This is a genomic window from Mycolicibacterium austroafricanum (genome assembly GCF_000612725.1).
Classification (GTDB): domain Bacteria; phylum Actinomycetota; class Actinomycetes; order Mycobacteriales; family Mycobacteriaceae; genus Mycobacterium; species Mycobacterium austroafricanum.
Genome location: NZ_HG964451.1, coordinates 1 through 20,640, shown reverse-complemented (window position 1 = coordinate 20,640; position 20,640 = coordinate 1). Strand labels below are relative to the sequence as shown.

At 68.9% G+C, this 20,640-nt stretch carries 13 protein-coding genes and 1 tRNA gene; 7 read left to right on the top strand and 7 right to left on the bottom strand.

What is annotated here, in order from left to right:
- Nucleotides 1-17 precede the first annotated feature (17 nt).
- From BN976_RS06805 to BN976_RS06790, 4 genes are all read left to right on the top strand, one after another.
- A complete protein-coding gene (locus BN976_RS06805; protein WP_457920258.1) occupies nucleotides 18-3,407 on the top strand; it encodes an ATP-binding protein in 3,390 nt (1,129 codons plus the stop codon).
- Nucleotides 3,408-3,684: 277 nt separating this feature from the next.
- A complete protein-coding gene (locus BN976_RS06800; RefSeq protein ID WP_036369436.1) occupies nucleotides 3,685-5,067 on the top strand; it encodes an FAD-binding oxidoreductase in 1,383 nt (460 codons plus the stop codon).
- A gap of 296 nt (nucleotides 5,068-5,363) precedes the next feature.
- Nucleotides 5,364-7,319: a molecular chaperone HtpG gene (gene htpG, locus BN976_RS06795; RefSeq protein WP_036369433.1), complete on the top strand. Its 1,956-nt coding sequence runs from the start codon at nucleotides 5,364-5,366 to the stop codon at nucleotides 7,317-7,319.
- A gap of 533 nt (nucleotides 7,320-7,852) precedes the next feature.
- Nucleotides 7,853-7,926 (top strand) — tRNA-Met (locus tag BN976_RS06790).
- Nucleotides 7,927-8,046: 120 nt separating this feature from the next.
- Here the strand turns inward: BN976_RS06790 and BN976_RS06785 are convergent.
- From BN976_RS06785 to BN976_RS06775, 3 genes are read right to left on the bottom strand one after another with little or no spacing between them, the layout of a single operon-like run.
- A complete protein-coding gene (locus BN976_RS06785) occupies nucleotides 8,047-10,413 on the bottom strand; it encodes a PEP/pyruvate-binding domain-containing protein (RefSeq protein ID WP_036369432.1) in 2,367 nt (788 codons plus the stop codon).
- A 4-nt stretch (nucleotides 10,414-10,417) separates the two neighbouring features.
- Nucleotides 10,418-11,407: a TIGR03617 family F420-dependent LLM class oxidoreductase gene (locus tag BN976_RS06780; protein ID WP_011779059.1), complete on the bottom strand. Its 990-nt coding sequence runs from the start codon at nucleotides 11,405-11,407 to the stop codon at nucleotides 10,418-10,420.
- Between the two features lie 8 nt (nucleotides 11,408-11,415).
- Nucleotides 11,416-12,531 carry an Rv3169 family protein gene (locus BN976_RS06775; RefSeq protein WP_036369430.1) on the bottom strand — a complete coding sequence of 372 codons (1,116 nt, stop codon included), beginning with the start codon at nucleotides 12,529-12,531 and terminating at the stop codon, nucleotides 11,416-11,418.
- 50 nt (nucleotides 12,532-12,581) lie between these two features.
- On the opposite strand from BN976_RS06775, the gene BN976_RS06770 reads away from it, so the two are divergent.
- Complete coding sequence (locus BN976_RS06770; RefSeq protein WP_011779061.1) at nucleotides 12,582-13,181, top strand: TetR-like C-terminal domain-containing protein; 600 nt, start codon at nucleotides 12,582-12,584, stop codon at nucleotides 13,179-13,181.
- Nucleotides 13,182-13,402: 221 nt separating this feature from the next.
- Nucleotides 13,403-14,965, top strand: coding sequence for an alpha/beta hydrolase (locus BN976_RS06765; RefSeq protein WP_036369428.1), 1,563 nt, complete (start codon nucleotides 13,403-13,405; stop codon nucleotides 14,963-14,965).
- Between the two features lie 116 nt (nucleotides 14,966-15,081).
- Here the strand turns inward: BN976_RS06765 and BN976_RS06760 are convergent, their stop codons facing one another.
- Nucleotides 15,082-16,476, bottom strand: coding sequence for an aspartate aminotransferase family protein (locus BN976_RS06760; protein ID WP_036369425.1), 1,395 nt, complete (start codon nucleotides 16,474-16,476; stop codon nucleotides 15,082-15,084).
- A gap of 138 nt (nucleotides 16,477-16,614) precedes the next feature.
- A complete protein-coding gene (locus BN976_RS06755) occupies nucleotides 16,615-18,108 on the bottom strand; it encodes a CoA-acylating methylmalonate-semialdehyde dehydrogenase (protein WP_036369423.1) in 1,494 nt (497 codons plus the stop codon).
- A 116-nt stretch (nucleotides 18,109-18,224) separates the two neighbouring features.
- On the opposite strand from BN976_RS06755, the gene BN976_RS06750 reads away from it, so the two are divergent.
- Nucleotides 18,225-19,856, top strand: coding sequence for a PucR family transcriptional regulator (locus tag BN976_RS06750; protein WP_036369421.1), 1,632 nt, complete (start codon nucleotides 18,225-18,227; stop codon nucleotides 19,854-19,856).
- 5 nt (nucleotides 19,857-19,861) lie between these two features.
- On the opposite strand, the gene BN976_RS06745 is transcribed toward BN976_RS06750, so the two are convergent.
- Complete coding sequence (locus BN976_RS06745) at nucleotides 19,862-20,275, bottom strand: DUF302 domain-containing protein (protein WP_036369419.1); 414 nt, start codon at nucleotides 20,273-20,275, stop codon at nucleotides 19,862-19,864.
- Between the two features lie 26 nt (nucleotides 20,276-20,301).
- On the bottom strand, nucleotides 20,302-20,571 hold the full coding sequence (locus BN976_RS06740; RefSeq protein ID WP_011779067.1) for a metal-sensitive transcriptional regulator: 270 nt from the start codon (nucleotides 20,569-20,571) through the stop codon (nucleotides 20,302-20,304).
- Nucleotides 20,572-20,640 lie beyond the last annotated feature (69 nt).

The window sequence follows — 20,640 nt, the reverse complement described above, 5'->3', positions numbered from 1 at the left end:
TGGTCCACGGGGAGACCGTGATCGATGTGGGTCCGCGCAAGCAGCGGGCGGTGTTGGCGGTGCTGCTGCTCGCGCAGGGCCGGGTGGTGTCCACCGACCGACTCGCCGACGCGGTGTGGGGAGACGACGTCCCGGCCAGCGTGACGGCCAGCCTGCAGGTCTACATCTCGAATCTGCGGCGGGCACTGCGGGACTCGCAGATGGCCTCGCCCATCGTGCGCCAGCCGCCCGGCTACTTTCTCGACGTCGGCCCCGACGAGGTGGACGTCTCGGCGTTCACGGCGGGCTGTGCGCGGGCGGCCGCGGCGATCGACGCCGAGCGCTGGGAGGAGGCGCTCACCGAAGCCGACACGGCGCTGGGCCTGGTGCGGGGTGAGCTGCTCGAAGACATGGCCGACGCCGATTGGGTGCGCGAGGCCGCCGCCCGGGTGGCCGAGATGCGCACGGAATGTCTGGCGAACAAGGTGATGGCGCTGCTGGCGCTCGGCAAGGTGCCCGCGGCGCTGACCGAGGTGTCGCGGCTGCGCGAGGTCGACCCGCTGGGCGATCGCAGCTGCAAGCTGCAGATGCTCACGCTGTACCGCGCAGGACGGGCCGCCGAAGCGCTGGAGGCCTACACCCGGCACGCCCGGCTGCTCGATGCCGAGCTCGGCCTGGAGCCGGGACCCGAACTGCGGGAACTGCAGACCGCCGTGCTGCGGCAGGCGCCCGAACTGGCCGGCTGGCCGCGCTCACCGGAGTGGACCGGCGCGGCGGCGCTGCCCCAGCCCCAGCCCGAGCCGGCGACGGTGCCGCCCGCCGCGATGGAGGCCGTGTCGCACCGCGCGCCCCTGGTCGGGCGTGAGCGTGAATTGGCGAGGGCCGCAGATGTATTGGCCCGGGCGGCGGCGGGGGCGACACGCTGGCTGGTGTTGTCCGGGCCGCCGGGGATCGGTAAGACCCGGTTGGCCGAGGAGATCGCCGGCCTGGTGGGCGCCAGGGGTGGTGAGGTGGCGTGGGTCAGCTGCCCCGACGAGCGTGCGACCCCGCCGTGGTGGCCGATGCGCCGTCTGGTCCGGGCGTTGGGAGCCGACGCCGACGAGGTGCTGGAGATCCCGGCGCACGCCGACCCGGACACCGCGAGATTCCTCGTCTACGAACGCATTCAGGCGTTGCTGGAAGCGGCGCCCCGGCTGCTGGCCGTCGTCGTCGACGACGTGCAGTGGTCGGATACCGCCTCGGCGGCCTGCCTGGCCTACATCGCCGGTGCGTTGCGCGACCACCCGGTGCTGGTCATCGCCACCGTCCGCGACGGTGAGCACGCCCCCGAGGTCGCCCGGCTGCTGAGCACCGTCGCCCGCGGCGAGGACAACAGGCACATCGAGGTGCCCGCGTTGTCGTCGGCCGACGTCGCCACGTTGGCCAACGAGGTCGCCGAGGAGACGGTCACCGCGGCCGAGGCCGCCGAGCTCGCCGCCCGCACCGGCGGGAACCCGTTCTTCGTGTCCGAGTACGCGCGGCTGCCCCGAGAGGAGCGGGCCGGCAACGAGATTCCGCGCGCGGTGCGGTCGGTGCTCGACCGCCGGCTGGCCGCGCTGGACCCCGCGGTCGTGCAGGTGCTGCGCGCGGCGGCCGTCATCGGTGACGTGATCGACGCGTCCGCGGTGCCGGTGCTGGCGCAGGCCACCCGGCTGGATCTGGACACGCTCGCCGATTACCTCGACGAGGCCGCCGACGAACGCATCGTCGTGGCCGCCCACGCCGGCGACGGATATGCGTTCGCGCACGGCCTGCTGCGCGAGCAGTTGCTGGCCAGCATGCCTGCGCTGCGGCGGCAGCGCATGCACGCCAAGGTGGCCGAGGTGCTCGCCGACAGCACGGCGCCCGATGCGCCGACGCGTCGCGCGCAGCATCTCATCGCGGCACAGCCGCTCGTCGAGCCGGCCGCCGTCGTGCAGGCCTGCCGACTGGCGGCCGAACAGGCCACTGCGCAATGGAGTTCGGACATCGCGGCGGGATGGTGGCAGGCCGCACTGGACGCCTACGACCGGTTGCCGGCGTCCGAACGTGACGACACCGAGCGCGACGCGCTGACCGTCGAGCTGCTGGAGGCGCATTCGCGGGCGGGACGCGGCCAGTTGGTGCTCGACAGCGTGCAGCGCTATCTGGGCGAGGCGCTGCGCACCGGCCGCGCCGCCAGCGCGGGCCGGGTGGCGAGCGCGCTGTTGCGGGCCAGTGGTGGATGGCCCTGGCTGGCACCGGGACACGACCCCGGGGAGCTGCTCGCCCTGCTGGGCCGGGCGGCGACGCTTTCCGAGGGCCAGCCCGCCTCGGCCGCCCGGGTGCTGCCCGCGCTCGCGGTCGGGCACTGCTACCACCCCGATCGCCGCGTCGCCGAAGACCTGCTGGATCGCGCCGAGCGGCTGGCCGAGGAAACCGGGGATCCCGACGTCCTCGCCGACGTGCTGATGGGGCGGCTCATCACGTTCTCCGGGGTCGCGACGGTCAGTCATGAGACGTTGCAGTGGGTGGAGCGCCTGAACGCTTTGGGCCACAAGCGATCCCGTGAAGACTCCGTGATCGCCCATTCGGTGGCGACGATGGCGGCGATGAACCTCGGCGACGTGGCCGCCACCCGACGGCACGTCGAGGCCGGGATCGCGGGCAGCGAGGAGTTGCAGCTGCCGGTGCTGCGCGCCCAGTTGCGGTGGATGGAAGCGGTTCTGGCGATGTGGATCGGTGACTTCGCCGAGGCCGCTCGGCACCACGCCATCGCCGCGCACGTGCACGAGCAGACCGAGCTGTACGAGGCGGGCAGCGGCCTGCTGGCGACGGCATCGTTGGTGCGGGAGAGGGGCGGACCGGTCGATGCGGGCTGGGCCGCGGTGCAGGCCAGCAAGGAGACCGGCGGCCAGGACATGGTGGGTGTGGTGCGGACCGCGCTGCTGACTCTGGAGTCCGGTCCGCAGGCCCGTGCGGAGGCGGTTGCCCGGCTCCGGAAGTGGGCACGCACCAGCACCGGCCGCGGCGACATCTGGACGACGCTCGGGCACCACGCGCTGCTGGCGCACATGGCGGCCGACCACGGGCTGGACGAGTTCGCCGAGCCGCTGCTGGCCGAACTGGACCCGTTCCGCGACCGGATCGCGGTGCTCGGCCAGGTCGGGATGGCGGGCCCGGTGGCGCTGGCGACCGCGCGGCTGCATGCCCTTCGCGGGGACACCCGGCACGCGCTCGCCGACGTCGCGGTGGCCCGCCAGATCGCCGAACGCAGCGCCGGGGTGCCCACCCTGCTGCGGTGCCGGCTGTTGGTGTGCCAGCTGGCCGAGCCGTCCGCCGATCGCGCGGCCGACGCGGCCGCGCTGGCGACAGAGGCCGACAGCGTCGGCATGGCCGCCGTCGCCGCCGCGGCGCGCAGACTGGCCTGAGTCGCCGCCGCGGCGCGCAGATTGGCCTGAGTCGCCGCCGCGGCGCGCAGATTGGCCTGAGTCGCCGCCGCGGCGCGCAGATTGGCCTGAGTCGCGGTTGCCCCGCTGGGACGCGAACGTGCCGCCACGGTAGCCGGCGGAGCCGTCTCGCTACCGCTGATGCACGGTCGCGGCGCGGTGTAGCCCGCTTGGACATTTCTAAAATCGCGCTTCCAAGGCGCGTCCAAGCCCGTTCGGTGATGATTCTGCGGAGCAAGGCATCCGAGAAAGGACCCCGATGACGATTCCGACCGACCTGACGCGCGACGACGCGCTGCGCATCCTGCGCGAGGAGGTCGCGACCCCCGTGGCGCTGCCCGGTGAGCCGGGCTACGAACGCTGCGTGCCGTGGAATGTGGCGGCGCCCGTCACCCCGGCCGCAGTGGTGCTGGCCACCTCGGCGGAGGACGTCGCCGGCACGGTCAGGTTCGCCGCCGCACACGGTTTCACCGTCACCGTGCAGGCGACCGGGCACGGTGCCGTCGGCGTGGGCGCCGACACGATCCTGGTGCTGACCGCGGCGATGAAGCACTGTGAGGTGGACAGTCTCAACCGCACCGCGAGGGTGGGCGCGGGTGCACGGTGGCAGGACGTGATCGACGTCGCCGCCCCGCACGGGCTTGCGCCGCTGTGCGGTTCGTCGCCCGGGGTCGGGGTGGTGGGGTTTCTCACCGGGGGCGGGATCGGTCCGCTGGTGCGGACGGTCGGGCTGTCTTCGGATTACGTGCGGGCGTTCGACGTGGTGACCGGCGAGGGACGGTTGTTGCGCGCCACGCCCGACGAGAACGCCGATCTGTTCTGGGGGCTGCGCGGCGGAAAGGCGACGCTCGGCATCGTCACCGCGGTCGAGATCGACCTGCCGCCGATCCCTGAGTTCTACGGCGGTGCAGTCTATTTCGACGGAGCCGACACGGCCGCGGTGCTGCACGCATGGCGGAGCTGGAGTGTGGAGCTTCCGGAGACGGTGAACACGTCGATCGCGGTGCAGCAGCTGCCCCCGCTGTCCGGGGTGCCGGAGCCGCTGGCCGGACGGATGACGGTGGCGGTGCGCTACACGGCGGTGGGCGATTTCGCCGAGGCTGAACGGCTGCTGGCCCCGATGCGGGCGGTCGCGACGCCGGTGATGGACACCGTCGGGGTGCTGCCGTACGCCGCGATCGGGGCGGTGCACGCCGACCCGGTGGACCCGATGCCGACCAACGAGGACCAGGCGCTGCTGTCCGAGCTTCCCGCCGAGGCCGTCGACGCGCTGCTGGCGGTCGCGGGCCCGGGTTCGGGGTCCCCGCAGGTGATCGTCGACCTGCGGCTGCTCGGGGGAGCGTTGGCCCGGGAGCCGCAGCACCGCAGCGCGTTCTGCCACCGCGACGCCGCGTTCTCGCTGGCGGTGATCGGGGCGCCGACGCCCGAGAACGCGGCCATGGTGGCCGAGCACGCCCGCGCGGTGACCGGGGCTGTCGCGCCGTGGGCCACCGGCGGGCAGATGCCGAACTTCGCGCCGTCCTACGACCCGGCCCGCCCGGCGCGCGCGTACGCGCCCGACACGCTGCACTGGCTGGCCGCGCTGGCCGACCGCTACGACCCGTCCCGGGTGCTGGCCACCGGCCAGGTCGTCCGCACCTAGCACCCTCCCTTCCTTCCTCCCTCCCTCCTCCCCGCGAGCGTGCGTGTCTGCAGCCAACACGCCGTGAAAAAGCCCGAGAATGCGCACGCTCGCGGGTGCGAGTGCGCATGCTCGCGGGTGCGAGTGCGCACGCTCGCGGGTGCGAGTGCGCACGCTCGCCGCGTCAACTGCGGGCATTCGGTGCGCGTCCGAGGACGCTGGCCTCAGCCGAACCTGCCGCCGCCCGGCTCGCCTCCCGCGCAGGCTCGCTAATATTCCCCCCGGCATCCGAAGTCGTTTGTCGAAGGGGAAAGCACATGGCCGCGCACGTCGAGCAGCTCGAATTTCAAGCGGAGGCACGCCAACTGCTGGATCTGATGATCCACTCCGTCTACAGCAACAAGGATTCGTTTCTGCGCGAGCTCGTCTCGAACGCCTCTGATGCACTCGACAAGCTGCGTCTCGAATCGTTCCGGAACAAGGACCTCGACGTCGACACCTCCGATCTGCACATCGAGATCGACGTCGACAAGGAGGCCCGCACCCTCACCGTTCGCGACAACGGCATCGGGATGACCCGCGACGAGGTCGTGAGCCTGATCGGAACGCTGGCGAAGTCGGGAACGGGTGAACTGCGTCAACAGCTTCGTGAGGCCAAAGACAAAGACACCTCCGAGGAACTGATCGGCCAGTTCGGGATCGGCTTCTACGCGAGCTTCATGGTGGCCGACCGCGTCGAGCTGCTCACCCGCAAGGCCGGCGAGAGCGAGGCGACCCGGTGGGAGTCCAGCGGGGAGGGCACCTACACCATCGAGACCGTCGACCAAGCCGGCGGCGAGGTACCGCAGGGCACCTCGGTGACGTTGCACCTCAAACCCGAAGACCGCGAGGACGAGCTGCACGACTACACCTCGGAGTGGAAGATCCGGGAGCTCGTCAAGCAGTACTCGGACTTCATCGCCTGGCCCATCCGGATGGAGGTCGAGCGCCGGACGCCGGCACCCGAGGACGGTGGCGAGGAGTCGGTCACCGTCGAGACCGAGACCCTGAACTCGATGAAGGCGCTGTGGGCCAGGCCCCGCGACGAGGTCTCCGACGAGGAGTACACGGAGTTCTACAAGCACGTCGCCCACGCCTGGGACGAGCCGCTCGAGGTCATTGCGATGAAGGCGGAGGGCACTTTCGAGTACCAGGCGTTGCTGTTCATCCCGTCGCATGCCCCGTTCGACCTGTTCAACCAGAACGCCGCGGTCGGGGTTCAGCTCTATGTGAAGCGGGTCTTCATCATGGGTGACTGCGACCAGCTGATGCCGCCGTATCTGCGCTTCGTCAAGGGCGTCGTCGACGCACAGGACATGTCGCTCAACGTCTCCCGCGAAATCCTGCAGCAGGACCGGCAGATCAGGGCGATCCGGCGCCGGCTGACCAAGAAACTGCTCTCGACGATCACCGAGATGCAGACCGAGCGTCCGGAGAAGTACGGCACGTTCTGGACCCAGTTCGGCAGAGTCCTCAAGGAGGGCCTGCTGACCGACATCGAGAACCAGGAGACGCTGCTGCGCGTGTGTTCGTTCGCCTCGACGCACAGCGAGGACGAGCCGACCACGTTGGCCGAGTACGTCGAACGCATGCCGGACGGGCAGAGCCAGATCTTCTACGCCGCAGGCGAATCGCGTCAGCAGTTGCTGCACTCACCGCACCTCGAGGCGTTCAAGGCCAAGGGCTACGAGGTGCTGCTTCTCACCGACCCCGTGGACGAAGTCTGGGTGGAGTCTGTTCACGAGTTCGACGGCAAGCCGCTGCAGTCGGTGGCCAAGGGTGAGGTGGATCTTGACTCCGATGCCGACAACGACGGGCAGGACGCCGAACGTCAGGAGCGGGAGCAGGGATTCGCCGATCTGATCGCCTGGCTCAAGGAGGCGTTGAGCGACCACGTCAAGGAAGTACGGCTGTCCACCCGCCTGACCGATTCCCCTGCGTGTCTGATCACCGACACCTTCGGCATCACGCCCGCGCTGGCACGCATGTACCGGGCTTCTGGGCAGCCGGTTCCGGTCGAGAAGCGGATCCTCGAGCTGAACCCGAACCATCCGCTCATCACCGGTCTGCGGGAGGCGCACAAGAGCCGCGGCGCCGACGCCGACTTGGTCGGCACCGCCGAATTGCTCTACGGCACCGCACTTCTCGCCGAGGGGGGAGTGCTCGAGGATCCGGCGAGGTTCGCCGGCATCCTCGCCGACCGGCTGACACGCACGGTGGGGGACCAGACGTAGACGCGACGAATCCCCGGTAACCGCGCAAGCCAAGGTCTTGTGCGGGAGGGATATTCGCGGTCCGCCGCGCCGGGTGACAAGGGCCGCCGGGGCGGCTCGAGCACTGGACTGAGCCCGGGCCGCGCCCCCAGAGCCGGGCCGCGGAGGACGGTGGAGTGGTTCCGCGGCGGCATTACGTCGTCGCCGACGCTGCGGACAGGCCGTGTGCGCGTAAGCCCACCAACGCGTAAGCCCACCAAGTTCGCCCGGGACCTCGGCGATCTTCAACGGTGTGTCCGCCTACAGCCAGCTAGGGCCGCTTGTCGCTCACCGTCAAGCCGGCCGCCCGGGCTGTGGGCCGTAACTCCGGTCTGCCGGTCGGAGGAGGCGAACGAAGCGCAGCCGGCGCGTTGGACACGCTCGAAAAGGCAACCGTCCGGGGTGCCGGTGTCGAGATCCTCGACGGATGCGAGTTCGATCCGGGGTCGTTCGAGGGCGCTGAACAGGCGATTTGGAGGCTGACCGGCCGCCCCGGTAACCTAGCGTTCACCCGTCGCGGGGTGGAGCAGCTCGGTAGCTCGCTGGGCTCATAACCCAGAGGTCGCAGGTTCGAATCCTGTCCCCGCTACTAGGTAAAACGGCCCTCGGAGGAAACTCCGGGGGCCGTTTTCATCGGGTCATGCCGCGGTCCGTCAGTCTCAGGATCGCAGCCCGCGGGCTGACAATCGAGCAGGCGGCATCTGCAGAACTAGCCGAGTCGCGTCACCACACCTCGGTCGCCGTCCACGCGCACCCGGTCGCCGGTCCTGAGCACCTGGGTGCCCACCAGGGTGTTCACGACGCAGGGCAGGCCGTACTCGCGCGCGACCACCGCGCCGTGTGACACCGAACTGCCGATATCGGTGATCAGCGCGGCGATCACGGTGAAGTACGGCGTCCACCCGACGTCGGTGACCGGCGCGACCAGAATCTCACCGCGCTGCACATCGCGCGCATCCTGAATCGTCTTGGCCACGCGCACAGTGCCTTCCACCGTCCCGCGACTGGCAGGACGGCCGACGACCTGGTCGGCGGTCGACGTGATCACCGGCGGGGCGACCACGGGCCGCGGCCGTCCCACCGAGACATCCTCGAACTCAAGCGAATCCTGGTACGCCAGTGCCTCACGACGCTTCACAGCGCTCTGCACCAGCTCGCTGATGTCGTCGTCGCCGACGACCCGGGGCAGCTCACTGCGGTCGAAGAAGAAGACCAGATCGGCGTCGGGGAGCCGTCCTGAGCGGGCGAGCACCTCGCCCAGGTGGCGATAGCCGCGCTTGAGGGCATGCGCCATCAGCGCCATCTTCGATTTCGTCTCCTCACGGCCGCGTGCGCCGCCCTGCGCGAGACGGGCCAGGAATCTGATGGCCGGCGAGGTCGGTGCCTCGGTCGGGCTGTGCGCCGGCTGCCGATCAGACGATGCTGCCCGCACCATGACTTGCATCATCGCACCCAGTCCGCCCGCGTCCTGGGCCCAGGACGGATCGCGCATGCACAGCTCACGGTATCCCCGGTGGCCGTGCCGGAGCAGGAACTGCCGCAGCGCCTCGCCGCTCGCATTGTCCGCGCTCTGCAACTCCACGACGGCCACGTCGGGCGCAGCGGCCAGGAATCGTGTGGCGACGCCAGAGTCGGCGGCGATGGCGCGCACCACCGACTGAAGCTGGTCGAGCATCATTGCGCTCTCGACGTCGGACGCACCTGCCATCAGCCGGGCCGCCTCCGCTTGGCCCTCCTCCTCGCTGCGCCCATTCTTGAGGGCCTGCCTGACGAGGGTGCTTTCCAGGATGTTGGCGGCCACCGCGGCGCGGGACGACGACCGCACATGGGTCAGCGTCACGTCGCAATACAGCTCTACGCCGCATTCCAACTGTCGCAGAACGAGTCTCGCGTCTTCACGGGAGGGGATCGGCCAGCCGGCGATCTGGTCTGCAAGCCGGCGGATGGCCGGGCCGGCGGACAACGCGTGCGACGTGAGCCGGACCGTGTTGACGAGCTTGCGGGCGAACGGCCGTGGCGGTTTGGCCTCCAATTCGTCAACCACCCGGCCGCAGATCGACATCGAGAACTGCTCCCGGGAGTTTCCGAGGATGCCGGAACTCAGCGCCGTGCCCTCAGTGAGATTCAGAAACATGTGCCCGTAGAAGTAGCCGACCTGAAGCCACGGCTTCTCGTAGCGCGGCTGGGCCCGTGCCACCACCTGCGTCATCTGCATCGCGTAGTCGATGGCGTATCCCGACACCGATGCGGTGAGCGGGCAGAACGCACCCGGCATCATCTCGCCGATGTTGCAGCGGGTATAGACGTGGTCGGAACCTGCGACGGGCGAGTCCATTTCGTTCAGATCACCGGGCAGGGTGGTGATCGGGCGCGCCTGCAGCCACCACAGCTTGCCGGTGCCGTCGATCGCCCACTCGAGGTCCAGCGGGCGGCCCCAGTGTCGCGCGGCGCGCAAGGCTCCGGACCGGATCTCGGCGACGTCGTCGGACGACAGCACCGGTGCCGTGCCGACTTCACGCACCGCGGTGCTGCCGTCGGCGTTGAGCACGACGTGGTCGGGGGACGCGGAACCGTCCACGAGGGCTTCGCCGAGGCCGGCGATGGCGTCGATCACCATCAGGTCGCGCCGGCCCGTCGCGGGGTCCGCGGTGAACACCACACCGGCGGCTCGCGCGTCGACCATCTGCTGGACGACCACATGCATGGTTGCAGGGGAGTGTCCGCTGTAGGACGAGGCGCGTTGAGAGGCAACGGAACCAGCGCAACGGCGCACAGCCGCGGTGAAGTCGTCGACGGAGGCGACGCCCAGCACGGTGTCGTACTGCCCGGCGAAGGACTGGTCCTCACCGTCCTCGCCCACGGCCGAGGACCGGACCGCCACCGGGGTCACCCCTTCGGCGGCCATCTGGCAGAACCGGTCCACGGCGGCGTCGAGAGCGCCGTGCGCGGACGCGTCGGCGATCACGAATCCCACGGGCACAGAGAGCCCGATGCGCCGCAGTTCGGCGAGGCCGGCGGCCTTGCCGCCGAAGCGGTCGTCGGTGACGTCGTCGAACTCGATCGTTGCGGGTGCCATGGCGTCAGCTCAACGCGTCCACGATCTCGGCGAGCGCGTCGACCGCGATCGGTCCCGGCTGATACAGGCAGAGCCGGTCCGACACGCCGTCGACGCGATCTCGGATGTGGTCGGCCACCTCGGCCGGGCTGCCGCAGGCCGCGATGGTGTGCAGGATCTCGTCGTCGATCAACGTGGCCATCTCCTGCCAGCGGCCCTGCTTGGACATCGCGTTGAGCTCCGGCTGCAGATCGCCCCACCCATGCGCATCGAGCACCGGGCGATAGGCCGGTGTGGAACCGTAGAACGCCAACAGCATTCGCGTCGAGGCGTGGTCGTCGTCTGACCCGGTGGCCACCGACACGATGATCTCGGGCACCACCTCGAAGTCGTCCTCGCTGCGACCCGCCGCGGCCAGCCCGTCACGCACCGCCGGCATGGTCGTGCCGTGCAGGAAACGCTTGGATCCGAACGGCATCACCAGCAGGCCGTCGGCGACCTCCGCGGTGGCCCGGGTCAGGCGCGGACCCAGCGCCCCGAGGTAGATCGGCGGCGGACCGAACGGATTCGGTCCGGGGACGAACGTCGGCGTCATCAGGGTGTGACGGTAGAACTCCCCGCGGAAGTCCAGACGTTCTCCTTCGTTCCACGCGGCGAAAATCGCCCGCAGCGCCCCCACCATCTCCTTCATCCGCTCGACAGGTCTGTCGAACGCGGCCCCGTAGCGCTTCTCGATCTGTGCGCGCACCTGTGTGCCCAAGCCCAGTATGAAGCGACCCTCGGTGAGCAGCTGCAGGTCGTTGGCTTGATGGGCGAGCTGGATCGGGTTGCGGGGGAAGGCGATCGCGACATTGGACATCGAGTCGAGGCCCTTCACCGTCGATGCCAGCACCAGCGGCGTGAAGACGTCGAAGGGGCCCTCGAAGGTGAAGACGCCGGACGCGCCGGCTTCGCGCAGAAGTGCTGCCCGCTCGATCGCATCGGTCGGCCCGAACAGGGCCGTCATGATCTTCATGTGTCGTCCTAGTCCGCTACGTCGGTCCAGTCGGAGAATCCCGACGGGTGGTGGGGCCCGATGACGCCGTGCTCGAACAGTCCGGCGCCCTCACTGGTGCGGCCGTCTGATTCGGTGCACACGGCCGTGCCGACGTGGTCGATCAGGCTGAACGGCGCTCGCGCCATCACCGCGGGGTCGGTCAGGTCGAAGCTGACGCGTTCGGAGAACGGACCCCCTTTCCAGGTGCCGTGTGCCCAGGACGAGTCTCCGCCGTAGCCGGAGCCGAAAGCGATGGGTGCGAACAACTTTGATTCGACATCGAGCTGAATGCGGTCACCGGCGCGGTTCATGAACTCGACGTGGGCGCCGTAAGGGATCCGTGTTCCCGGCGTGTAGTGGATGGTGGCGCGCACACCGTCGAGTTGCTCGACCCTGCCGTCGCGCCACCGCCGGGTGCAGTCGTAGAGGCTCCGGTGGCCGTCCGGGTCCTCCTGCAGGATCAGGAACAGCTGGTAGTCGTCGAATGCCAGAGGCAGGTAGAGCCACCACATCCCGCCGAAGGCCGCGTCGGGCCGGCCGGCGGGTTCGGGCTCTCCGACGGGGCGGATGCCCCATGACCGGTCGCGGCTGCCGACGCTGGTGGTGTGGTCGACGGTCAACCGGTCGCCGTCGATTTCGATCCAGCCCTGCCAGGAGCCGACCTGGGCGAAGCGGCACGCCTGCAATGTCACTCGCCGCTCGGTGAGCATCTCGTGCGGTCGTTCCAGGGCGGCGGGGTACAGTCCGCGCCAGGTCAGGTCCGCGGAGACGCCCTCGGTCTCGGCGAGTGTCAGGTGCAGCTCCTGTAAGGGTTCGACGACGTCGAGACGGTAGCCGTTGACGTTCTGGTGGAACCGGTCGTCGTCGAGCGCGTCGCTGAGGTGCACGGCGGTCTGAGTGTCGCCGCGCCGGACGAGGAAATAGGCGTCCTTGACGCCGAGGCGGGGGTAGTAGCCGATACCGGTGAGCGCCATGAAGCGGCCGTCCCGGTCGAGCACATTGAAATACGACCGGTCATAGAAGTTGCGATCCGACGTGGCCGGTGACGTGATCGGCGCAGGCACCTGGTGGATCGGGTACTCGTCGAGCGGGCTGAGGTTCACATATTCTCCAACAATACGATGCGTGCCGTATCGAAACTACACTTGCGGACATGACAGCAGATCGTCGTGGAGATGGCAAGACGCCCGCCCGCGCGGCGCCGGGGCGCCCACGCGACGGGAGAATCGACGCCGCGATCATCGCGGCCACCCGCGAGTTGATCCTGCAGACGGGTTACTCGGCGCTGTCGTTGTCCGCGATCGCCGCGCGCGCCGGGACGACCACCGCCGCGATCTACCGGCGCTGGTCGGGCAAGGTCCACCTCGTCCACGAAGCGGTGTTGTCGGACGCTGGTATCTCCGTGCCGGATGACTCCGGCGACATTCGCGGCGACATCCGGGCACTGGTGGAGACTGTCCGCGCGATGTTCGACAGGCCGGAAGTGCGGGTCGCGCTGCCGGGTCTGATCGCCGACACGGTCGCCGACCCGCAACTGCACAGCATGATGATCGCCCGGCTGGCCGGCAATCTCGCCGAGTTCGAGACACGCTTCGGTCAGCAGCGGCGCAGCGACGATGAACTGCCCATGCTCGCCGAAATCGTCGCGGGCAGTGCCATTTTCCGCATCCTCGTCCGACGTGACGCCGCCCTTGACGACGCGTGGGTGGATGCGGTGACCGAGATGATCACCGAGCGCTGGCCCGCGGGGTGATGACGACACATCTTTGCGCACCGTGAGCGATCCCGCCGACACCGTAGTTGCGGATCAAGTGCTTTGGTCGCCCTGGGTCCCGCACGATGTTCGCGCAATTTTTCCCATTGATTGAGCGGTCGCTCAGCAGTTAACGTAAGTGCGAGCGGCCGCCGAGAGCTCACATCCACCTTCATGCCAGAAGCGGTCTTTCACAACCTCGATGGGGAGGCCGGCCCGCGATGGCTGATCGGAACAAGTTGGTGGTGGCGCGCGTGGGAGGTCTGGCCATCGCGGCTGGAGCAGGCGCAGTGATCGCCTGCAGCGCCCCGGCGCCGGCATTCGCATCTGCCGAGGACGTCGGCTCCAGCGCCAACGTCTCGACGTCGGAGCCGTCACGACCGCAGTCGACGAAAGCGCCCAGCCGGCAGGACAACGCCGACGAATCCGCTGCGTCAGGCACCTCCGACGATAACGACCTCGGCGACGACCGCTCCGACGAAGCGGAAGAGCCACGACACTCGGACGAAACGGTGACCGACGAGGAAGAAGCGGTGGCCGACCAAGAGGTCGCGACACCCGACCTCGGTCCTGTCGACAAGCCCGCCGGCGTCCCGTCGGTGCACACCATCGACGATGGATTCGCTCCCGCGGGCGGCGACCACGCCACCCCGCCGGCAGGGCCGAATTTGTCTCCGGCCGCGTGGACGCTTCTGGGATCCGCCCGCCGGGACACCGAGGCTGCTGCCGTCCCGCCATCCCAGCCTGACACGACGAGCGAAACCGTCAACACAGATGCAGCAGCGGCGACTGATCCCGCCACAGCAGTGGCCTCACTGAAGGACCCACTCGGAGAAGACGAGTCGCGGTACACCGGGAAGCCGTCCTTCGTCCACGACGTGGTCACCTTCGGGCTCTACGTACTCAAGGCGGTGCTGAAACCGTTTGGCGGTCTGCTCGCGTTCACCGGTCTCAAGGTTCCGTTCTTCACCGACGGTATCCCGCCGTTCTTTCTCACACCCGGGCTCGACGTCGAACGCTCCGAGTTCGAGGGCATGAAGGTGTGGACCTTGACCCCTCGAAAGAACGCCACCGAGAAGACCGTCGTCGCACTGCACGGCGGCGCCTACGTAGCGACGGCGAGCATCTTTCACTGGTGGACCTACGCCGACATGGCCCGCGATACCGGAGCGACGGTCATCGTGCCGCTGCAGACCCTCGTCCCGGCAGGTGGCACCGCCGCCAGCGAGGTTCCGCGAACCGCCAACTTCATCAGCAAGGTGATCGAGGACCACGGCGCCGACAACGTCAGCGTCATCGGCGATTCCGCCGGCGGCGGCCTGGCTTTGGCTGCGATACAAGAGCTGGCCCGACGCAATTCCAGGAATCCGTCACGGCTGGTTCTCATCTCGCCGTGGCTCGACGTATCGATGAGCGATCCCCGCAGCGCCGAAATAAGGGACCCGCTGCTCGACCTCGCCAACCCCACCAAATCGGGCGCCAAGTGGGCCGGCGAAGCCGGAACCGCTGACCCTCAGGCCAGCCCGCTGTTCGGATCGCTGAAAGGGCTGCCACCGACCTACGTGTACAGCTCGTCGCTCGACCTCCTCACCGTGGACACCCTGAGGCTGCGCGATCGTGTTCTCGCCGAACAAGTCCCAGACGTGGAATTCCGACTCCGCAAAAACCTGATCCACGACTGGTTCACCTTCCCGTTCCTGCCCGAAGCCCACGAGGACCGACCCGGCGTCTATCGCGACCTGCTGGGCAGCGCTGGATCACGCGCGGTCGGGCTCGCGCGGTAACGCATCAGGCGTCAGCGGGTCTGCAACCCGGTGAGCGCATCGCAGCAGTCCCGGCCGACAGATTTCGAACGGCGCCACCGGCGGGAACCCCAAGGTGCCTGCCGATGGCGATCCGGTCAGACCACGTACTCGTCGGCGACGCTCAGCGCGGCGTCGAGAATCCGAAGGCCTTCGGCCACTTCGTCGTCGGTGACGTTGCACGGCGGCACCGCGTGGATGCGGTTGAAGTTCGCGAACGGCAGCAGGCCACCCGACTTGCACGCCGCCAGCACCGCCGCCATCGCCGGGCTGGACCCGCCGTAGGGGGCCAGCGGCTCGCGGGTCTCCCGGTTGGCGACCAGCTCGATCGCCCAGAACACCCCGAGGCCGCGGACCTCGCCGACGGAGCGGTGCCGGGCGGCGAGCTCGCGCAGGCCGGGGCCGAGCACCCGCTCGCCGATCCGGGCCGCGTTCGCGACCATGCCCTCGTCCTCCATCGCGTTGATCGTCGCGACGGCGCACGCGGATGCCAGCGGGTGCCCGGAGTAGGTCAGGCCGCCGGGATAGGCGCGGTCGGCGAACGTCGAGTAGATCGCGTGGTTGATCGCGACGCCGCCGAGCGGGACATAACCGGACGTGATGCCCTTGGCGAACGTGATCAGATCCGGCACCACGTCGAAGTTCTCGATCGCGAACCACGTTCCGGTGCGCCCGAACCCGGCCATCACCTCGTCGGCGATGAACACGATGCCGTGGCGGTCGCAGATCTCGCGTACTCCGGCCATGTAGCCGGGCGGCGGCACCATGATGCCGGCCGTGCCGGGAACCGACTCGAGAATGATGGCCGCGATCGTCGACGGCCCTTCCATCTGAACCAGGCGGTCGAGATGTTCCAGCGCGCGCTGGGTTTCCTGTTCCTCGGTGTCGGCGTGGAACGCCGAGCGGTACAGGAACGGTCCGTTGAAGTGCACGATGCCGGCGTTGCCGTGGTCGTTGGGCCAGCGCCGCGGGTCGCCGGTGAGGTTGATCGCGGTCTCGGTGCCGCCGTGGTAGGAGCGGTAGCGCGACAGCACCTTGTAGCGGCCGGTGTGCAGCCGGGCCATCCGCACTGCGTGCTCGACGGCGTCCGCGCCGCCGTTGGTGAAGAACACCCGGTTCAGATCGCCGGGGGTGCGCTCGGCGACCAGCCGGGCCGCCTCCGAGCGGGCGTCGTTGACGTGCTGCGGCGCGATCGTGCACAGCGTTGCGGCCTGTTCGGCAATGGCGGCAACGACTTTCGGGTGCTGATGGCCGATGTTGGTGTTCACCAGCTGCGAGGAGAAGTCGAGCAGCTTGTTGCCCTCACCGTCCCAGACGTAGGACCCCTGCGCCGCCAACACCGTCATCGGATTGATCTGCGCCTGCGCCGACCAGGAATGGAAAACGTGCTTGCGGTCCAACTCGTAGGCGCGCTTGCCGCGCGCGATCGCCGCGTCGATGTCCTCGCCGGTGGGCAGTGCGGTGCTGTCGGTGGGCTGTTCGGTGATGGTCACTGTCGATCCTTTGGCGAGAAGTCGGGGCGGGAAGCGTGGGCGCGAGCGTGCGCGTTTGCACGGTCAGACACGGCGTGTCGGGTGCAGACACGCACGCTCGCGGGGGAAGGGCGCGGGGAGGGTGGGAGGGGTTGCAGCTCAGCCGTTTTGGGGGAAACCGAGGTTGATGCCGCCGTGGCTGGGATCCAGCCATCTCTGGGTGATGGCCTTCTGGCGGGTGAAGAACTGCACACCGTCCATGCCGTGGGCGTGGGAGTCGCCGAACAGGGAGGCCTTCCAGCCACCGAAGCTGAAGTAGGCCATCGGCACCGGGATGGGCACGTTGATGCCGACCATGCCGACCTCGACCTCGTTCTGGAAGCGCCGGGCGGCGCCGCCGTCGTTGGTGAAGATCGCCGTGCCGTTGCCGTAGGGGTTGGTGTTGATCAACTCCAGGGCCTGGTCGTAGCTCTCCACGCGCAGCACCGACAGCACGGGGCCGAAGATCTCGTCGGTGTACACGCTCATCTCGGGGGTGACGTTGTCGAGCAGCGTCGGCCCGAGCCAGAAGCCGTTCTCGCCGCCGTCGGCCGAGACGCTGCGCCCGTCGACGACGACCTTGGCGCCGTCGGCTTCGCCGGCGTCGATGTAGGAGGCGACCTTGTCGCGGTGAGCCTTGGTGACCAGTGGGCCCATGTCGGAGTCCTTGGTGCCGTCACCGATCTTCAAACCGACGGTGCGCTCGCGGATTTTGGCCACCAGGTCATCGGCGATGGGGCCGACGGCCACGCACGCGCTGATGGCCATGCAGCGTTCCCCGGCCGAGCCGAAGCCGGCGTTGACCATCGCATCGGCGGCCAGGTCGAGGTCGGCGTCGGGCAGGATCACGGCGTGGTTCTTCGCGCCGCCGAGGGCCTGGACGCGCTTGCCCGCCGCGGTGCCGGTGGCGTAGACGTACTGCGCGATCGGGGTCGACCCGACGAACGACACGGACTTGATCTTGGGGTTGGACAGCAGTTCGTCGACGGCGGTCTTGTCGCCCTGGAGCACGTTGAACACCCCGTCGGGCAGCCCGGCTTCCTTCCACAACGCGGCCAGCCACAGCGAGGCCGACGGATCCTTCTCCGACGGCTTCAGCACCACGGTGTTGCCGGTGGCGATGGCAATCGGGAAGAACCACATCGGGACCATGGCCGGGAAGTTGAACGGGGAGATGACCGCGACCGGCCCCAGCGGCTGACGGATGGAGTAGACGTCGACCTTGGTCGACGCGTTCTCGGTGAATCCGCCCTTGAGCAAATGGGGGATGCCGCAGGCGAACTCGACCACTTCCTGGCCGCGCGACACTTCACCCAACGCATCCGAGACGACCTTGCCGTGCTCGGCGGTGATGATCTCGGCCAGTTCGCCCTTGCGCTCGTTGAGAAGCTCTCTGAATCGAAAGAGCACCGAAGTCCTTTTGGCCAGTGAGGCGTCACGCCAGGCCGGGAACGCCGCGGCCGCCGCGTCGATCACCGCACGCGCGTCGTCCACCGAGGCCAGCGCGACCTGTCCGGTCACCGTGCCGGTGGCCGGGTTGGTCACCGGCGCAGAAGCGCTGCTGGTGCCGGTGAAAACCTCGCCGTTGACCCAATGGGAAATTGTGGCGGTCATGTAGCCCCTTCTCGCGTCGACGGCGCACTCGCGCCTGCTCCCAGCGTGACCGCAAAGCCGGCCGCCGTGGAGATGCAGAATGTCTCTGAAACCTGGATGGGATTTACACTGTGTAAATGTCGCTGACCGTCGGTGAGGTGATCGGCCTCGATGTAGTCCAGCGGGGCCGGCCGCAGGTGCTCAGCAGTGGTCGGTGGGACGAGCCGATCCGCTGGGTTCATGTCGGCGACGTCCCCGACATGTCGGCGCTGCTGCTGGGTGGCGAGCTCGTGCTGACCACCGGAACCGCATTGAACACCGCCCCCGAGGTGTACCTGCGCGGCCTCGCCGACGCGGGCGCCCTCGGCGTGGTCGTCGAACTCGGCACCGCGATGCACGAGGTACCGCAGTCGGTGACGGATCTGGCGCGCTCCCTCGGCCTGGCGCTCGTCGCGTTGCGCCGGCAGATCAAGTTCGTCGACGTCACCGAGGCGGTGCATCGACAGATCGTGGCCGCGCAGTTCGACGAGGTGGCCCTCGACCGGAAGGTGCACGAGACCTTCACCGAGTTGAGCGTCAGGAGAGCGTCGGTGTCGAGCATCGTCGATGCCGCAGCTCGCATTCTCGACCAGCCCGTCGTTCTGGAGGATCTGGCCCACCAGGCCCTCGCGGTGTCAGCCAGAGGCGAACCGGCCGCCGAACTCCTCAAGAACTGGGAGCGCAGGTCGCGCCGGAACCCCACCGAGGGCGGGGGAGCCGAGCCCTGGGTCATCACCTCCGTCGGACTTCGGGGCGAAGAGTGGGGACGGCTGTTGATCCCCTCGCCGCCCGCCGAACCCGGTCGCGCAAGGATGGTGCTCGAGCGCGCGGCGACCGCACTCGCGCTGCACCGGATGATCGAGCAGAACCGCACGGGGCTGCATCAGCAGGCGCAGAGTGGCCTGATCGACGACGTCCTCCAGGGCCGGATCGCCGACGAGCGCGAGATCGCGGCGCGCGCACACGCTCTGGGCCTACGCAAGGTGCCCCGGTTCCTGCCGATGGTGGTCAGGGTCGGCGGACTCGCCAGCGGCGTCGATCCGGTTGCGGCGCAACGTCTCAACGTCAATCTGCTGGAAACGGTCGTCCACACCGTCAACGCGTCCGGCCATACCGGGCTGTTCTCGGTGCGCGGTCCCGGCGAGATCGGGGGACTGGTGGCGCTCAACCCCGGTCGGGTTAGTGCCGACAAGGCGTTGAGTGAGATCGGTCAGCGGTTGCGTCGCGACATCGGCCGGTCCACCGGCGGTAAACGCTCGGTCTGCGCGGTCGCGCAACCCGGCGTCGAGATCGCCGACTCGATCCGCGGGCTGGCCGAGGCGGCCCACATCGCCGAGGTCGCGCTGGCCATGGGCGACGCGGAAGCCCGCGATTTCTATCGGGCCGCCGATGTCCGGCTGCGGGGACTGATCAGCCTGCTGCGCGATGATCCCCGGGTCCAGCAGTTCGCCGAGACCGAGCTCAAGGCGATGCTCGCCGAGGACCCCGCGGCGAACACCGGGCTGACGGACCTGGAGGTACTCCGCGCATACCTTCAGCTGGGCGGCAACAAGGTCGCTCTGGCGAAGCGCCTGCACGTCAGCCGACCGGCGCTGTACAAGCGGCTGGCCGCCATCTCCGACAAGCTCGGCGTGCCGCTCGACGACGCAGAATCGATGACCTCACTGCATGTCGCGATGATGGTGCAAGACGCCCGGCGCCGAAGGGAATCTCCAGCGCCGAGCGGCTGATCCGACTACCGTCTGTCGGCGGCTTCCAGGGCTTCGATCGCGGCCTTCAGCTTGGCTGCGGCTTCGTCGGCGACCTCGCGCAGGCCCGGCGCGTCGGAGACCTGGACCATCACCTGTGGATCCATCGCATCGACGATCACCGCGTCACCACCCGCGGACGTGTCGGCGCGCACCGCCACATTGCACGGCAACAGCAGACCGATCTGACGGTCGGCGGTCACCGCGCGGTGGGCCAGCGGCGGGTTGCAGGCACCGAGGATCAGGTAATCCTCCATGTCCTCGCCGAGCTTGGCCTTCAGGGTGGCCTTCATGTCGATCTCGGTCAGCACCCCGAAACCCTGATCCGCCAAAGCCTTTCGGGTCCGGTCCACCGCGTCTTCAAACGTGGTGTGCAGCGTCGTCGACAATGCGTAGCTCACAGCGTCCTCCTCGGGTCACGGCCGGGTCAGGCCAGCGCCAGGAACAGCTTCTCCAACTCGGCTTCGGACATCGGCTCCTGGCCGTCGGCGGCCTCTCCGGTCAGGCATTCCCGCAATCCGGTCGCGACAATCTTGAAACCGGCCTTGTCGAGCGCCCGGGACACCGCCGCCAGCTGCGTGACGACGTCTTTGCAGTCGCGGCCCTGTTCGATCATGGAGATCACCCCGGCGAGCTGTCCCTGCGCCCTGCGCAGCCTGTTGAGCACCGCGGCGATCGCGTCCTCGTCACCAACCATGGCGCATCTCCTTTCGACGGAACCTACAGCGATGGTACCGGCGGGGGTATTCCCGGTGCTGGTCATGCG

What these genes read in the sequence shown, in the direction of transcription:
- BN976_RS06740 (WP_011779067.1), bottom strand. Translation starts at nt 20,571, where the DNA reads ATGGTTGGTGACGAGGACGCGATCGCCGCGGTGCTCAACAGGCTGCGC.
- BN976_RS06765 (WP_036369428.1), top strand. Translation starts at nt 13,403, where the DNA reads ATGGCTGATCGGAACAAGTTGGTGGTGGCGCGCGTGGGAGGTCTGGCC.
- BN976_RS06780 (WP_011779059.1), bottom strand. Translation starts at nt 11,407, where the DNA reads ATGAAGATCATGACGGCCCTGTTCGGGCCGACCGATGCGATCGAGCGG.
- BN976_RS06800 (WP_036369436.1), top strand. Translation starts at nt 3,685, where the DNA reads ATGACGATTCCGACCGACCTGACGCGCGACGACGCGCTGCGCATCCTG.
- BN976_RS06785 (WP_036369432.1), bottom strand. Translation starts at nt 10,413, where the DNA reads ATGGCACCCGCAACGATCGAGTTCGACGACGTCACCGACGACCGCTTC.
- htpG (WP_036369433.1), top strand. Translation starts at nt 5,364, where the DNA reads ATGGCCGCGCACGTCGAGCAGCTCGAATTTCAAGCGGAGGCACGCCAA.
- BN976_RS06770 (WP_011779061.1), top strand. Translation starts at nt 12,582, where the DNA reads ATGACAGCAGATCGTCGTGGAGATGGCAAGACGCCCGCCCGCGCGGCG.
- BN976_RS06750 (WP_036369421.1), top strand. Translation starts at nt 18,225, where the DNA reads ATGTCGCTGACCGTCGGTGAGGTGATCGGCCTCGATGTAGTCCAGCGG.
- BN976_RS06755 (WP_036369423.1), bottom strand. Translation starts at nt 18,108, where the DNA reads ATGACCGCCACAATTTCCCATTGGGTCAACGGCGAGGTTTTCACCGGC.